This is a genomic window from Ruegeria sp. BB7, assembly GCF_056539365.1.
Map to the genome: position 1 here is coordinate 20,509 of NZ_JBQFUV010000019.1, position 14,817 is coordinate 35,325.

Genomic DNA, 14,817 nt, shown 5'->3' on the forward strand with positions numbered 1-14,817 from the left:
CCAGACGCCGCCCGAGCCGGAAAACGGTTCTGGGCGGTGTTTTCATAAGAGAGACCGATTTATGGTATCAGCAGCAGAACAAATGGCAGCCAACACAAGCTGGTCTGCCCTTGGCAAAGCCACCGATCTGCGCAACCGCATCCTGTTCACACTGGGTTTGTTGATTGTTTATCGCCTGGGCACCTTCATTCCGGTGCCGGGAATCGACGGACAAGCACTGCGTGAATTCATGGAGCAAGCGGGGCAGGGCATCGGCGGCATGGTTTCGATGTTCACCGGCGGGGCGCTGGGGCGGATGGGTATCTTTGCCCTCGGCATCATGCCCTACATTTCAGCCTCGATCATCGTACAGCTGCTGACCTCAATGGTTCCCGCGCTCGAACAGCTCAAGAAAGAGGGCGAGCAGGGTCGCAAGAAGATCAACCAATACACTCGTTTCGGCACCGTGGCACTGGCCACTGTTCAGGCCTATGGTCTGGCCGTATCGCTGGAATCGGGCGATCTGGCGACCGATCCGGGCATGTTCTTCCGCATGTCGACCATGATTACGCTGGTTGGCGGCACCATGTTCCTGATGTGGCTGGGTGAGCAGATCACAGCACGTGGCATCGGCAACGGTATCTCTCTGATCATCTTCGTGGGCATCATCGCCGAAGTTCCGGCTGCACTGGCGCAATTCTTCGCCTCGGGTCGTTCGGGTGCGATTAGCCCCGCCGTGATCGTGGGTGTGATTGTGATGGTTATCGCCGTGATCACCTTTGTGGTGTTCATGGAGCGGGCCTTGCGCAAGATCCACATCCAATATCCGCGCCGTCAGGCCGGTATGAAGATCTATGAGGGCGGCTCCAGCCACCTGCCGGTCAAAGTGAACCCGGCGGGCGTTATCCCGGCGATCTTTGCCAGCTCGCTGCTGTTGCTGCCAGTGACGATCTCGACCTTCTCGTCGGGCGCAACCAATGGGCCGGTCATGTCATGGCTGCTGGCCAACTTTGGCCCCGGACAGCCGTTGTACCTGCTGTTTTTCGCCTCGATGATCGTGTTCTTCGCGTATTTCTACACGTTCAACGTATCGTTCAAACCGGACGATGTGGCGGACAACCTGAAAAAGCAGAACGGTTTTGTGCCGGGTATCCGTCCGGGCAAGAAAACCGCCGAGTATCTAGAATACGTGGTCAACCGCGTACTGGTTCTGGGTTCGGCCTATCTGGCGGCGGTCTGTCTGTTGCCTGAGATTCTTCGGGGCCAGTTTGCCATCCCGTTCTATTTCGGAGGCACTTCGGTTCTGATTATCGTCTCTGTGACCATGGACACGATCCAACAGGTTCAGAGCCACCTGCTGGCGCATCAATACGAAGGGCTGATCGAAAAGTCCCAACTGCGCGGCAAGGGTAAGAAACGCGGCAGGAAGGGACCCTCTCGTCGATGAATATTATTCTTCTTGGCCCCCCGGGGGCCGGTAAAGGGACGCAAGCGCGCCACCTGGTCGAAACACGCGGCATGGTTCAGTTAAGTACTGGCGATATGCTGCGCGAGGCCAAGACCAGCGGAACAGAAATGGGCCAGAAGGTTGCGGCGATCATGGATGCGGGCAAGCTGGTCACGGATGAAATCGTGATTGGTCTGATCGAAGAGAAGCTGACCTCTGAAACCGGGGCTGGGTTCATCTTTGACGGTTTCCCGCGCACGTTGGCTCAAGCCGATGCGCTGGCGGCACTGCTGACCAAGCTGGGCCAGTCGCTTCACACCGTGATCGAAATGCGCGTTGATGATGATGCTCTGGTGGGCCGTATCACCGCGCGGTCGACCTGCGGTGGGTGTGGTGAGGTCTATAACGACAACACCAAACCGATCCCGGCGGATGGCAAGTGCACCAATTGTGGCAAGGAAAATGATTTCCAGCGCCGCGCGGATGACAACGAAGACAGCCTGCGCACACGTCTGATGGAATACTACAAAAAGACGTCGCCGCTGATCGGTTATTACTATGCCAAGGGCGATCTGCGCCCGGTCAATGGCTTGGCCGACATCAAGGAAGTCACCGCCTCGATCGAGGCGATTCTGGGCTGACTTCAGGTAGGGGCTTGACGGCCCCACCAAAACCCCATATCGACCCACATCCCTATGGGAATCAAGACTGCAGGCGGGATTCGTCCCAAATGCCCCGACCACCTCGAATAATGCTGAACCCTCTGGCGGCACTGCCACGGTTAGGCGTTGTGAAAAAAGGTTCTGGAGTTACGGAACCGCAACGAAAAGGAAAGTGACACGTGGCACGTATTGCCGGCGTAAACATCCCGACTGCAAAGCGGGTACCAATCGCCCTCACATATATCACCGGTATCGGAAACACCTCGGCCAAAGCGATCTGCGAAGCCGTAGGCATTGAAGCGCACCGTCGCGTCAACGAACTGTCCGACGCCGAAGTTCTGGCCATCCGCGAGCATATCGACGCAAACTTCACCGTCGAAGGTGACCTGCGTCGTGAAGTTCAGATGAACGTCAAGCGCCTGATGGACCTGGGCTGCTACCGCGGTCTGCGTCACCGTCGCAACCTGCCGGTTCGCGGTCAGCGCACCCACACCAACGCTCGTACCCGCAAAGGCCCCGCAAAGGCCATCGCTGGTAAGAAGAAATAAGGGAGGGTCTGACTGATGGCACGCGATAAGACTCGCATCAAGCGCAAAGAGCGTAAGAACATCGCATCGGGCGTCGCCCATGTGAACTCGACCTTCAACAACACCAAGATCCTGATCTCGGACGTACAGGGCAACGCCATCTCGTGGTCGTCTGCCGGTACCATGGGCTTCAAGGGTTCGCGGAAATCGACCCCGTACGCCGCTCAGATGGCTGCGGAAGACGCAGGCAAGAAGGCGCAGGAACATGGCGTCAAGACGCTGGAAGTCGAAGTTCAGGGCCCCGGTTCGGGTCGTGAATCGGCTCTGCGCGCGCTGGCTGCTGTGGGCTTCAATATCACGTCGATCCGCGACGTGACCCCGATTGCTCACAACGGCTGCCGCCCGCCGAAGCGCCGCCGCGTCTAAGCGATTTTGAATTGAGCTGGGGCTGTGTTTCTGCACGGCCCCAGCACGTCATTTTGAACCTCGGGCGTCTGCACCTTGTTGGTCATGGGGCGCGGACAGGAATGGAGGGATTACATGATCCATAAGAATTGGGCAGAATTGATCAAGCCGACCCAGCTGGAAGCCAAGCCGGGCAATGATCCCGCGCGTCAGGCGACCCTTGTTGCCGAGCCGCTGGAGCGTGGTTTTGGTCTGACTCTGGGCAACGCGCTGCGCCGCGTTCTGATGAGCTCGCTGCAAGGCGCGGCCATCACCAGCGTTCAAATCGACAACGTCCTGCACGAGTTCAGCTCGGTTGCAGGCGTACGTGAAGACGTCACCGATATCATCCTGAACCTCAAGGGCGTGTCGCTGCGCATGGAAGTCGAAGGGCCCAAGCGCCTGTCGATCAATGCCAAAGGCCCCGCAGTTGTCACCGCAGGCGACATCAGCGAAAGCGCCGGTATCGAGGTTCTGAACCGCGATCACGTCATCTGCCACCTGGACGATGGCGCCGACCTGTTCATGGAACTGACCGTCAACACCGGCAAAGGTTATGTCTCGGCTGAGAAGAACAAGCCAGAAGATGCACCTATCGGCCTGATCCCGATCGATGCGATCTACTCGCCGGTCAAAAAGGTTGCCTATGACGTTCAGCCGACCCGCGAAGGTCAGGTTCTGGATTATGACAAACTGACCCTGAAGATCGACACCGACGGTTCGATCACTCCGGAAGACGCGCTGGCATTCGCCGCACGTATCCTGCAGGATCAGCTGTCGATCTTCGTTAACTTCGACGAGCCGGAATCGGCTGGCCGCCAGGACGAAGACGATGGTCTGGAGTTCAACCCGCTGCTGCTGAAGAAAGTAGACGAGCTGGAACTGTCGGTCCGTTCGGCAAACTGCCTGAAGAACGACAACATCGTTTACATCGGCGACCTGATCCAGAAAACCGAGGCCGAGATGCTGCGCACCCCGAACTTCGGCCGCAAGTCGCTGAACGAGATCAAAGAAGTGCTGTCCGGCATGGGCCTGCACCTCGGCATGGATGTCGAGGACTGGCCGCCCGACAACATCGAAGATCTGGCGAAGAAATTCGAAGACGCGTTCTAAGCGCGTCTTCTCCAATGCCCGGGCTTCCGGGGACTGTATGGGCACTTCCGCCCCAAGGAGAGCCGGTGACACGCATCGCCGGCCAGACAAAGCAAAACGCGAAAGAAGGAATTGAAAAATGCGTCACGCACGTGGTTACCGCCGCCTGAACCGTACTCATGAGCACCGTAAAGCTCTGTTTGCGAACATGGCTGGCTCGCTCATCGAACATGAGCAAATCAAAACGACTCTGCCCAAGGCAAAAGAACTGCGCCCGATCATCGAAAAGCTGGTCACTCTGGGCAAGCGCGGCGACCTGCACGCCCGCCGTCAGGCCGCAGCACAGCTGAAAGAAGACAAAGACGTCGCGAAGCTGTTCGAAGTTCTGGGCCCCCGCTACGCCGAGCGTCAGGGCGGTTATGTCCGCATCCTGAAAGCTGGCTTCCGCTATGGTGACATGGCTCCGATGGCGATCATCGAATTCGTTGATCGTGACATCGACGCCAAAGGTGCGGCCGACAAGGCCCGCGTTGCCGACGAAGAGGCAGCAGACGAAGAATAAGAAAGCCTAGCTTTCTGAATTCTGACCCCCGTGTCTGCGGACGCGGGGGTTTTTTTGTCGGCGGATAATTTTGCCCCGCCCTATTTGATCCAACCTTGTTCCTGGTAGTATTGGATCGCGCCCGGATGCATTGGCGCGGACAAGCCGTCGCGGATCATCTCTGATGGTTGCAAGCCGTATAGGGCAGGGTGTTTGCGCCTCAGCTCACTCAGGTTTTCAAATGTGAATTTGACGAAGGCATAGACATCCTCCTCACGCATTTCTGCGCTGGTCAGCAAAGTTGCCTTATAGCCAAATGTCTCCGTCGGTGACGTCACGCCTGCATACGTATTTGCCGGGATTGTCGCTTTGCTGAGCGTATCAGAGACGGCGACCAGACGGTCGATTCGAGACCCGTTAAGGTTTACCAACTGGATCGAGCAGGTTTGTGCTGTTTTCTGAATCCGACCTGACGGATAGGCGACTACCCCGGCTATGGCATCAATCTCACCTGAGCACAGCTCGGTATGTTGTTCATTCAGGTCGCCGGGCTTGAATGTTCTGAAAGCGGACGTATCCCAGTTCTCTACCTGAGGGATTTGCCGCACCATGTGCGTGGAGGACCTTCCCAGCCGGACGCGCTTACCACTCAGGTCGCTGACCCCTTTAATCCCGGCGCCCTTTCTGGTCACGATGGTTAGGGGTTCACTATGGATCGAAAATAGCGATCTCAGTGATGGGTCGGAGCCCTTGGACTTGAAGTGCCCGGTTCCTTCAAGTGCCTGTTTGGCCCAGTCAGAGCGCGCTACGACGATGTCAAACTTCCCACTCCGAAGCTTTGGGAGGTTCTCCCTTGGGCCATCCGTTGACCGGGCGCGGCATTTGTAGCCATTTGTTTGTTGCCCGAAGGATTTGCAGATCAGATCGCCGATTTGGAAATAATACCCGCCCTTTCCCCCTGTACCGACAGTTATCCTGCTATCCGCAGCCTGAGAGGCAGGCGCGATCAATCCCGAAAGTATAGCGATGATTGCAAATGAAAGGCGAGGACGAGTGAGCCTGTTCTGGCTGAAAGTTTTAAACACAAAATTTCCGTTCTAAGTAGTAATTGTGGGGGTATGTTTCCCGCGCCACCGCTGCCCGTCAATGCGAATTGTTGCCAGAATCGCAATCTTGGGTGATCCTTTAAGAAATTAAAGGATCGCAATATGTTTAGGTATCTGATTTTTGCGCTCGGTATTGGCGCATCCACAGCACTTTATGCGCAAGAGACGTCCGACGATACAGCAACAGACGAAGACGTGTCGGCTGACCAATCTAATTTTCTGACAGATGCTGAGCTTCAAACTCTTGTTGCTCCGGTGGCTTTGTACCCGGACACTTTGCTCATCCAGATATTTGTTGCTGCCACTCAGCCGTTGGAGATCGTGAAGGCCGAGCGTTTCCTGTTGGACAATGCCGACCGTGATCCGGCTGAGTTGGAGCCGGAAATCGAAGCCATGGGCTGGGACCCTTCGGTCAGTGTTCTTGCAACGGCTTTTCCCGAAGTTGTTGGGCAGATGGCCACTCATATTGACTGGACTGAAACGATGGGCACCGCGATGTTGGCCCAGTCCGATGATGTAATGGACGCTGTTCAGGTTATGAGGGACCAGGCGATTGACAGTGGTGCTTTGGTCTCGGGTCCTGAACAAACCGTAGAGGTGGCCGAAGATGAAACAGTCGTCATCACGCCAACAAATACTGAGACAGTGTATGTACCCCAGTACAATCCCGAAACAGTCTACACCGGACCTTCGACCGGAGACATAGTGGGTACGGCTTTGCTGACATTTGGTGTTGTTGCCCTCATCGATGAAATTTTTGACGACGACGATGATTGGTACGACTATTGGGGGTGCCGGAATTGCGGGGGCTGGAATGGTCAACCCATTGTCCGGAACCCCGATATCGACATTGATGTCGACCGTAACGTCAATATCGACAACGTTGATCTTGGCGATCGAAAGGATATCGGATGGCAACCCGACCCCGATCGCAAAAAGCAGGCGCAGGATAAAATCTCGAACCACAAAAGGCCCGAAGGTGGCCGTGGCGATCTGCCGGTGAACCGCCCTGAAGGCCGAACGGACGAGTTGCGGGCGAAACTGAGCCGGGAATCCGGTGCTGCTGATATCAGCCGGGATGGCGCATCGCGGGATCGGGCAGCAGCGGTTGCCGCCGGAGCAGGTGCGGGAGCCGTCGCTGGCGGTGCTCTTGCCAGCCGGGGCGGTGGAAAAAAGGACCTGCCACAGGTGAACCGGGGCAATGTCGACCGGGATAAAGCTGCGGCCAAACAGCAAGCCGTCGACCGTACCAAGCAAAGACCAGATGCTGCGAAAAAGCCTGTTAAACAAAAACCTCAAGCCGCCAAGAAACCTCAGGCGAAGAAAGCGACGACGGCTCAGCGCAAACAATCTGCGTCGAAAGGTAAGGCGATGAAGAAACAGGCGTCAGGGAAGAGAACCCACAGCGCGTCCAATCGCGGCCACGCCGCCAAAGGAAAGCGGAGACGGTAAGATGCGTAATTCGGTTTTTTCTATTGTATTATTTGCTGCAACTGCCGGTCCGGCACTTTCGGATGGGGCTCGGTTTGATACGCCGCAAACCGCCTTGGATAACTTTGTAGATGCCCTGAGGGCGGATGATCAGAACAAGTTACTGGAAATTTTCGGACCCGAGGCCGAAGACCTGATTGGGACAGGTGATCCCGTCGAGGACCGGGAAAGGCGGCAAGAAGTGCTTGGCATGTACGCCGAGGGTTATCGCTTTCAGCCAGAGGATGAAGGGGTTGTTATCCTGCTGGGCGAAGACAGCTGGCCTTTCCCGATCCCCATTTCCCGCGGGGAAGACGGTTGGCATTTCGATCTCGAAGCCGGGATTGAAGAGCTCTCGGCCAGAGAGATTGGTTTGAACGAACTGGATGTCATCGAATTGCTTGAGGCTTACGTCGATCTTCAGGCCGCGTTCAGGCTGGTCGATCACAATGGCGATGGCGTGATGGAATTTGCTCAGACGATCATTGCGGACCCGGGTGTCAAAAACGGGCTGTTCTGGCCCGAAGAAGATAGCTTTGTCGGTGCAGCGCTGGCCCGAGCTGCCGCATCGGGTTGGAGTGACGGCGAGGCAGACTATGACGCCGAGCCTTTTCTTGGATATTACTACACCGTCTTGCAGGGGCAGGGTCCAAACGCGCCCGGAGGGGCTTATTCCTATTTTGTCGGCGATAAATTCGTGGCCGGGCATGCGCTCTTGGCGGTCCCGTCAGACTACGGTGAAACCGGAATCCATTCATTTCTGGTGGGTGAAAACGGGATTGTCTATGAGGCGGATTTTGGTCCGGATACACTCGAACGATTGGCTGAAATCTCGACCTATGATCCCGGTCCGGACTGGTCGCCGGTCGAGTGACGAGTTGAGTTAAACTTTAAATCTGCGTTTGTCACCAGCCAAGCCAATCGCCGAGGGATTACCTTGCTGGGCACATGTCTGCACGGTCTTCTGAACCGACTGTCGCCGGAAGCTTGCATTACGTTTCACGCGGGCGCATATCCAACTCAACTCTGAAAGTTGAGGTCACTATGTTCCGCGCGACACTTATCGCTTTTTCCTTCGTATGCGCTTCGGCTGCCATTGCGGAAACCCGTGTGCCGCAGTCGCAAGCCGAGATATCGTTGGGTTTTGCCCCGGTGGTCAAAGAGGCCTCGCCTGCGGTCGTCAATATCTATGCCAAGATCGTTCGGCAGGGGCGTTCAAACCCGTTCTTCTCAGACCCGTTCTTTCAGGATTTCTTTGGCGGTGGCTTTGCTGAACCGCGTCCACGGGTGCAGAACTCGCTGGGTTCGGGTGTGATCCTCTCCGCGGACGGCTATGTGGTGTCGAACTATCACGTGGTCGGGACTGCCACCGAAATTCGAGTGGTGACGACAGATCGGCGCGAATATTCGGCCCAGGTCGCTCTGGGTGACAAGGAGAGCGATATCGCCATATTGCGCCTTGAAGAGGCCGATGACCTTCCGTTCCTGCAATTGCGCGACTCGGATCATGTCGAGGTGGGTGAGCTGGCCTTGGCCATTGGCAACCCCTTTGGGGTCGGGCAGACCGTGTCGTCGGGCATCATATCAGGGCTTGCCCGAACCGGGGCTGCAACCGGTAACGCGCGAGGTTATTTCATTCAGACAGACGCGGCCATCAATCCGGGGAACTCGGGTGGCGCGTTGATCGATGTGAACGGCGACCTGATCGGGATCAACACCGCGATTCTGACCCGTTCGGGTGGCTCAAACGGCATCGGCTTTGCGATCCCGGCCAATCTGGTGGCCGAGTTCCTGCGGCAGGCGAAGCAGGGCAATGAAACCTTCGTAAGCCCCTGGGCCGGAATGGCGGGCCAGCACATGAGCGCCGATATCGCCGAGTCGCTGGGTCTGGTGATCCCTATGGGCGTGGTGATCTCTGACTTGCACCCGCTCAGCCCATTGGCTGTGGCCGGGCTGCGTGTCGGTGACGTGGTAACCCATGTGGATGGGGATGAGGTGAACTCTCCGGCAGAGATGAAGTTCCGTATGTCTGTGGCTGGTGTCGGCGGCACCTCGGTTGTTACACGGCTGCGCGGTGACGAAAACGCCGAGGTAGAGGTGGCTCTGATCAAGGCTCCCGATCATCCAGCGGCCGAAGAAACGACGCTGGATGATCATACCGTGATGCCCGGCCTGACTATTTCGCGCATCAACCCGGCAGTGATTGCGCGGATGGGGCTGCTGCTGTCCCAGACGGGTGTGGTCGTGGTGGACGCGGGGCGATATGGTGGCCGGTCCGGGCTGCGCGTGGGGGATGTGGTCAACAGCATCAACGGCACCCAGATTGCGCACCCGCAGGATGTAATTGATGCCCTGACTGACCCGGGGCGCAGGCTGACCTTGGATATTGTGCGCGGGGGCCGTTCGGTTTCCCTGCGGTTCCGGTTGTAACGACGTGAGTGACTTGTTTGACACCGGGGCCGCCGAGCCTGCGCCGCCTGCCCATCGCCCACTGGCGGATCGGTTACGACCGAAGACGCTGGCCGAGGTTATCGGGCAGGAACAGGTCTTGGGGCCGGACGCGCCGCTGGGTGTCATGCTGGCCTCGGGCAGCTTGTCTAGTCTGGTGTTCTGGGGACCTCCGGGTGTGGGGAAAACCACGATCGCGCGGTTACTGGCGCAAGAGACTGATCTGCATTTTGTACAGATCAGCGCGATCTTCACCGGCGTGCCGGATTTGAAGAAAGTGTTCGAGGCCGCCAAGATCCGTCGTCAGAACGGGCAGGGTACGCTATTGTTCGTGGACGAGATTCACCGTTTCAACAAAGCCCAGCAGGACGGGTTTCTGCCGCACATGGAGGACGGCACGATCCTGCTGGTCGGGGCCACCACCGAGAACCCGTCTTTTGAGTTGAACGCCGCTGTGCTGAGCCGAGCGCAGGTGCTGGTATTGGAACGGCTTAGTCTGGCCGATCTGGAACGTCTGACTCAACGTGCGGAAAAGGAATTGGACCGCGCCCTGCCACTGAACGGTCCCGCCCGTGAGGCGCTGCAAGAAATGGCCGACGGTGACGGGCGCGCGCTGCTGAACCTGATCGAGCAGGTCGCGGCGTGGAAGGTCAATGCGCCGTTGGACCCGGATGCGCTGTCGACCCGGCTGATGCGTCGGGCGGCGAAATATGACAAATCCGGGGACGAGCATTACAACCTGATCTCGGCCCTGCACAAATCGGTGCGCGGGTCTGACCCGGACGCTGCGCTCTATTGGTTCGCGAGGATGCTGACGGGCGGAGAAGATCCGCGCTATCTGGCGCGTCGGATCACACGGATGGCGGTCGAGGATATCGGCTTGGCCGACCCACAGGCACAGGCGATCTGTCTGCAATCGTGGCAGACCTATGAACGCCTAGGTAGCCCCGAGGGCGAGCTGGCGCTGGCGCAGGCGTTGGTTTATCTGGCCTTGGCCCCGAAATCGAACGGGGCCTATGTCGGATACAAAGCCGCAATGCGACTGGCCAAGCAATCGGGCAGTGAGCCTCCACCCAAGCATATCCTGAATGCGCCGACCTCGTTGATGAAGGATCAGGGCTATGGCGCGGGCTATGCCTATGATCATGATGCCGAGGATGGGTTTTCAGGCCAGAACTACTTTCCCGACGGTATGGAGCGACCCGAATTGTACCAGCCGGTCGAACGAGGGTTCGAACGCGAGTTGAAAAAGCGGCTGGACTATTTCGCCAAGTTGCGGGCGCAGCGGAACGGCTAAGGCCTGCTTGACTCTTTGCCCTTTGCACGCCACAGACGCGCATGTTTTCTAGGGCACGTACAGACAGGTTTACCGCGCAGAACATCTGCGCGACGCAGGGGATATCGGCATGAGCGGCGTACAGATGATCACCGTGGCAGAGGGTGATGGCGACCAGCGGCTGGACCGGTGGCTGCGCCGCCTGTTTCCGCATGTCAGCCAGGGGCGCATCGAAAAGATGTGCCGCAAGGGTGAGCTGCGGGTTGAAGGCGGACGGGTCAAGGCTTCGACCCGGCTCGAGGCCGGTCAGGTTGTGCGCGTGCCGCCGCTGCCCGATGCGGATCACAAGCCAGCCGAGGTCAAGCGCCGCATCTCGGATGCGGATGCCAAGATGATCCAGTCTTGCGTGATTTATCGCGACGATCACGTGCTGGCGTTGAACAAACCGCATGGCCTGCCGGTGCAGGGCGGCAGCGGTCAGACTCGCCATGTGGACAGCCTGTCCGAGGCACTGCGGTTCGGCTATGACGAGAACCCTCGCCTTGTGCATCGGTTGGACAAGGACACGTCAGGCGTTTTGCTGTTGGCCCGCACGCGCGAGGCCGCAAAAGGGCTGACCGCCGCGTTCCGTCACCGTGATACGCGCAAGATCTACTGGGCCTTGGTGGCCGGGGTGCCGACCCCCTACCTGGGTGAGATCAAGACCGGGCTGGTCAAGGCCGCGGGCCACGGCAAGCAGGGCGAAGGCGAAAAGATGATCGCCGTACATATGAACGAGGTGAACGACACGCCCGGCGCGAAAAGGGCGCATACGCTTTACGCGACGCTATATCGAGTCGCAGGGCGCGCCGCCTGGGTTGCGATGGAGCCGATCACAGGCCGTACGCATCAACTGCGCGCGCATATGGCAGCCATTGGCCATCCGATCATCGGTGACGGTAAATACGGCGGCTCAGGGCAGGAGAATCTTGGCGATGGCTGGGGCGCGCAGCTTGGCGGTATCATCAGCAAGAAATTGCACCTGCACGCGCGTCAGGCTTCATTTCAGCATCCGGTGACGCGGAAGACAATCACGGTGACCGCACCTTTGCCCGATCACATGAAGCACAGTTGGGACACGTTCGGCTGGACCGAAGACCTGGTTGACAACGATCCCTTTGAGGCGCTGCAATGAGCGCACCGCTGCGTTTGGTGCTGTTCGACGTAGACGGCACTTTGGTCGACAGTCAGGGCAGTATCGTGGCGGCGATGACCGCCAGTTTCGATGCACACTCCCTGCCGGTGCCCAAGCGGGATGCAATCCTGTCTATTGTGGGCCTGTCCCTTCCGGTAGCCATGGCGCGATTGGCGTCGGAACATTCCGACACGGTTCAGCAGCGTTTGGTTGATGGCTACAAGCAGGCCTATCATGCGCATCGGCTGGAACAGGGGGCCGCCAGTTCGCCGCTCTATCCAGGGGCGCTGGATGCGATTGAGGCGCTACATGCGGTGCCCGAGGTTCTGCTGGGCGTGGCCACCGGGAAATCGCAGCGTGGACTGGACGCCTTGATCGAGGCGCACGGGCTGGAGCGGTACTTTGTGACCCGGCAGGTGGCGGATCACCACCCGTCGAAACCGCATCCGTCGATGATCGACACAGCGCGCAGCGAAACCGGGGTGGAGGCGGCCAACACGGTCATGATCGGTGATACACAGTTCGACATGGACATGGCCCGCGCCGCTGGTGTGGCTGGCATTGGCGTGGCCTGGGGTTATCACGAGCGGTCCGCTCTGAACGGTGCAACCCGCGTTATTGAAACCTTTGATCAGCTGCCTCGTGCGCTGGACGATATCTGGACCTGAAGACATGAGCGACTGGAAGCCGAAACGATTTTGGACCGAGAGTGCGGTGGTTGATGCCGAGGGCGGCTATAACGTGGAACTGGATGGTCGCCGTGTGAAAACTCCGGCCAAGGCCACCCTGATCCTGCCGACCCGTGCCATGGCTGAAGAAGTGGCGGCGGAATGGGACGCGCAGGATAAAGAGGTCGACCCGACCTCGATGCCGTTCACACGATCGGCAAATGCCGCCATCGACAAGGTTCGCCGTCAACACGCTGAGGTTGCGGACATGCTGGCCGACTACGGCGATTCGGATCTGCTTTGTTATCGCGCAGCCCACCCGCAAGAGTTGCAGGAGCGTCAGGCCGAGCAGTGGGACCCGGCATTGGACTGGGCCGCCGAGGTGCTTTTGGTTCGACTGCAATCCGTGGTCGGCGTGTTGCATCAGCCCCAACCACCTGAAGCTCTGACCGCCCTCAGGCAACGTGTTCATGCACTTAGCCATTTTCAACTGGCTGCTTTCCACGACCTTGTAAGCCTGTCTGGGTCGCTTATTCTGGGATTGGCTGCCGCCCAAAACTGGCGCAAAGCCGAAGAAATCTGGAATATTTCAAGGTTGGACGAACTTTGGCAGATCGAGCAATGGGGCCATGACGACGAGGCATTCGCAGCCGCAGAAGTCAAAAAAGCCGCCTTTTTGCACGCAAAACGGTTCTTTGACCTCTCGAATTGAACCTTCAGCGTCTGATTTTGTAACCTCGGATGAGGCATCTCTGAATTGACTCATCGTTTTCCCTGATCCTGCCCTTGACGTTTGTTTATGAATGCGACCAAACTCGTGCCCACTAAAGGGGAGACACCTTTGGGGAAACCTTTCTGGTGCCAGAGGTGCCGGACAGAACCGTCCCTGGAGTGGGGCGGACAATCAGGAAGAGGTAAAAATGAAAAAATCCGTAATCTTGGGCGTGGCAACCATCGCCGCGCTGGCTGCTGGTGCAGCTGCGGCGGGGACCGTCGATGATGTCAAAGCACGCGGTAAACTGAACTGCGGCGTGGCAACCGGCGTACCCGGCTTTGCCAGCCCGGATGCCAACGGCGAATGGCAGGGTTTTGACGTGGCCGTGTGCCGCGCAGTTGCAGCCGCCGTTCTGGACGATCCGTCCGCTGTCGAATTCATTCCGACCACCGGTAAAACACGCTTTACTGCTTTGGCTTCGGGCGAGATCGACATGCTGGCCCGTAACACCACCTGGACCTTCAGCCGCGATGTGGACCTGAAGTTCGAATTTGTGGGCGTCAACTACTATGATGGTCAGGGATTCATGGTTCCCAAGGCTCTGGGCGTCAGCTCGGCCAAGGAATTGGATGGCGCAACCGTCTGCATCCAGACTGGCACCACCACCGAGCTCAACCTGGCGGATTTCTTCCGCATCAACAACATGAGCTATGAGCCGGTTCCGATCGAAACCAACGCCGAAGCGCAGCAGCAGTATCTGGCTGGTGCCTGTGACGTCTACACAACAGACGCATCCGGCCTGGCGGCTACCCGCGCCACATTTGAAAACGCTGGTGATCATGTGATCCTGCCCGAAATCATCTCGAAAGAGCCTCTGGGCCCGCTGGTCCGTCACGGCGATCACGAGTGGGGCGATGTGGTTCGCTGGACCCTGAACGCGCTGATCGCGGCGGAAGAACTGGGCGTGACCTCGGCCAATATCGACGAACTGTCGAGCGGCCCCGGCGACAACCCGGAAGTGAACCGTCTGCTGGGTACCGAAGGTACTCTGGGCGAGATGCTGGGTCTGGATGCGACCTGGGCACAGCGCGCGATCAAGGTTGGCGGCAACTACGGCGAAGTGTTTGCCAAGAACATCGGTGAGGAAACTCCGATCGGTCTGGCACGCGGCCTGAACGCACAGTGGACCGATGGCGGTCTGCTGTATGCACCGCCGTTCCGCTAAAATCCACGGAATAGGGCGCAGGGCAACCTGCGCCCTTTTTCCT

15 protein-coding genes are annotated in these 14,817 nt (G+C 58.3%); 14 read left to right on the forward strand and 1 reads right to left on the reverse strand.

Annotated elements, in window-relative coordinates; translation table 11 throughout:
* The first annotated feature begins 61 nt into the window (after positions 1–61).
* From secY to rplQ, 6 genes are all read left to right on the forward strand, one after another.
* Positions 62–1,426, forward strand: a complete 1,365-nt coding sequence (secY, locus tag ACR0D7_RS18080; protein WP_058283501.1) for a preprotein translocase subunit SecY — start codon at positions 62–64, stop codon at positions 1,424–1,426.
* The gene (locus tag ACR0D7_RS18085; RefSeq protein ID WP_480680261.1) at positions 1,423–2,067 is read left to right on the forward strand and encodes an adenylate kinase; all 645 of its coding nucleotides are present in this window, start codon (positions 1,423–1,425) and stop codon (positions 2,065–2,067) included. Before secY ends, ACR0D7_RS18085 begins: the two co-directional genes overlap by 4 nt.
* 200 nt (positions 2,068–2,267) lie before the next feature.
* Complete coding sequence (gene rpsM, locus ACR0D7_RS18090; RefSeq protein ID WP_008757392.1) at positions 2,268–2,636, forward strand: 30S ribosomal protein S13; 369 nt, start codon at positions 2,268–2,270, stop codon at positions 2,634–2,636.
* 15 nt (positions 2,637–2,651) lie between these two features.
* On the forward strand, positions 2,652–3,041 hold the full coding sequence (gene rpsK / locus ACR0D7_RS18095) for a 30S ribosomal protein S11 (protein WP_170462414.1): 390 nt from the start codon (positions 2,652–2,654) through the stop codon (positions 3,039–3,041).
* Positions 3,042–3,155: 114 nt separating this feature from the next.
* Positions 3,156–4,172, forward strand: a complete 1,017-nt coding sequence (locus ACR0D7_RS18100) for a DNA-directed RNA polymerase subunit alpha (protein ID WP_170387759.1) — start codon at positions 3,156–3,158, stop codon at positions 4,170–4,172.
* Positions 4,173–4,290: 118 nt separating this feature from the next.
* On the forward strand, positions 4,291–4,713 hold the full coding sequence (gene rplQ / locus ACR0D7_RS18105) for a 50S ribosomal protein L17 (RefSeq protein ID WP_480680262.1): 423 nt from the start codon (positions 4,291–4,293) through the stop codon (positions 4,711–4,713).
* A gap of 80 nt (positions 4,714–4,793) precedes the next feature.
* On the opposite strand, the gene ACR0D7_RS18110 is transcribed toward rplQ, so the two are convergent.
* Positions 4,794–5,777 (reverse strand): TAXI family TRAP transporter solute-binding subunit, encoded by a 984-nt coding sequence (locus ACR0D7_RS18110; protein ID WP_480680263.1) that lies wholly within the window; start codon positions 5,775–5,777, stop codon positions 4,794–4,796.
* Positions 5,778–5,900: 123 nt separating this feature from the next.
* Here ACR0D7_RS18110 and ACR0D7_RS18115 point away from each other — a divergent pair, with 123 nt between their 5' ends.
* The 8 genes from ACR0D7_RS18115 to ACR0D7_RS18150 all read left to right on the forward strand — a co-directional run bounded on the left by ACR0D7_RS18115 (position 5,901) and on the right by ACR0D7_RS18150 (position 14,774).
* A complete protein-coding gene (locus tag ACR0D7_RS18115) occupies positions 5,901–7,250 on the forward strand; it encodes a DUF3300 domain-containing protein (RefSeq protein WP_480680264.1) in 1,350 nt (449 codons plus the stop codon).
* 1 nt (position 7,251) lies between these two features.
* The gene (locus ACR0D7_RS18120) at positions 7,252–8,142 is read left to right on the forward strand and encodes a DUF2950 family protein (protein WP_480680265.1); all 891 of its coding nucleotides are present in this window, start codon (positions 7,252–7,254) and stop codon (positions 8,140–8,142) included.
* 170 nt (positions 8,143–8,312) lie between these two features.
* Entirely contained in the window at positions 8,313–9,698 is a 1,386-nt protein-coding gene (locus tag ACR0D7_RS18125) for a trypsin-like peptidase domain-containing protein (RefSeq protein ID WP_480680266.1), read from the forward strand.
* Between the two features lie 4 nt (positions 9,699–9,702).
* Entirely contained in the window at positions 9,703–11,013 is a 1,311-nt protein-coding gene (locus ACR0D7_RS18130; protein ID WP_480680267.1) for a replication-associated recombination protein A, read from the forward strand.
* Positions 11,014–11,122: 109 nt separating this feature from the next.
* Positions 11,123–12,166 carry an RluA family pseudouridine synthase gene (locus tag ACR0D7_RS18135; RefSeq protein WP_480680268.1) on the forward strand — a complete coding sequence of 348 codons (1,044 nt, stop codon included), beginning with the start codon at positions 11,123–11,125 and terminating at the stop codon, positions 12,164–12,166.
* Positions 12,163–12,834, forward strand: a complete 672-nt coding sequence (locus ACR0D7_RS18140; protein WP_480680269.1) for an HAD-IA family hydrolase — start codon at positions 12,163–12,165, stop codon at positions 12,832–12,834. The genes ACR0D7_RS18135 and ACR0D7_RS18140 overlap by 4 nt, the downstream gene beginning before the upstream one ends.
* Before the next feature lie 4 nt (positions 12,835–12,838).
* Entirely contained in the window at positions 12,839–13,546 is a 708-nt protein-coding gene (locus ACR0D7_RS18145; protein ID WP_480680270.1) for an ATP12 family chaperone protein, read from the forward strand.
* 208 nt (positions 13,547–13,754) lie between these two features.
* Positions 13,755–14,774: an amino acid ABC transporter substrate-binding protein gene (locus ACR0D7_RS18150; RefSeq protein ID WP_170387740.1), complete on the forward strand. Its 1,020-nt coding sequence runs from the start codon at positions 13,755–13,757 to the stop codon at positions 14,772–14,774.
* The last annotated feature ends 43 nt before the right edge of the window (positions 14,775–14,817 follow it).

Bases quoted from the DNA above. Each gene is read 5' to 3' on its own strand.
- secY (WP_058283501.1), top strand. From the start codon at position 62: ATGGTATCAGCAGCAGAACAAATGGCAGCCAACACAAGCTGGTCTGCC.
- ACR0D7_RS18085 (WP_480680261.1), top strand. From the start codon at position 1,423: ATGAATATTATTCTTCTTGGCCCCCCGGGGGCCGGTAAAGGGACGCAA.
- rpsK (WP_170462414.1), top strand. From the start codon at position 2,652: ATGGCACGCGATAAGACTCGCATCAAGCGCAAAGAGCGTAAGAACATC.
- ACR0D7_RS18100 (WP_170387759.1), top strand. From the start codon at position 3,156: ATGATCCATAAGAATTGGGCAGAATTGATCAAGCCGACCCAGCTGGAA.
- rplQ (WP_480680262.1), top strand. From the start codon at position 4,291: ATGCGTCACGCACGTGGTTACCGCCGCCTGAACCGTACTCATGAGCAC.
- ACR0D7_RS18115 (WP_480680264.1), top strand. From the start codon at position 5,901: ATGTTTAGGTATCTGATTTTTGCGCTCGGTATTGGCGCATCCACAGCA.
- ACR0D7_RS18120 (WP_480680265.1), top strand. From the start codon at position 7,252: ATGCGTAATTCGGTTTTTTCTATTGTATTATTTGCTGCAACTGCCGGT.
- ACR0D7_RS18125 (WP_480680266.1), top strand. From the start codon at position 8,313: ATGTTCCGCGCGACACTTATCGCTTTTTCCTTCGTATGCGCTTCGGCT.
- ACR0D7_RS18135 (WP_480680268.1), top strand. From the start codon at position 11,123: ATGAGCGGCGTACAGATGATCACCGTGGCAGAGGGTGATGGCGACCAG.
- ACR0D7_RS18140 (WP_480680269.1), top strand. From the start codon at position 12,163: ATGAGCGCACCGCTGCGTTTGGTGCTGTTCGACGTAGACGGCACTTTG.
- ACR0D7_RS18145 (WP_480680270.1), top strand. From the start codon at position 12,839: ATGAGCGACTGGAAGCCGAAACGATTTTGGACCGAGAGTGCGGTGGTT.
- ACR0D7_RS18150 (WP_170387740.1), top strand. From the start codon at position 13,755: ATGAAAAAATCCGTAATCTTGGGCGTGGCAACCATCGCCGCGCTGGCT.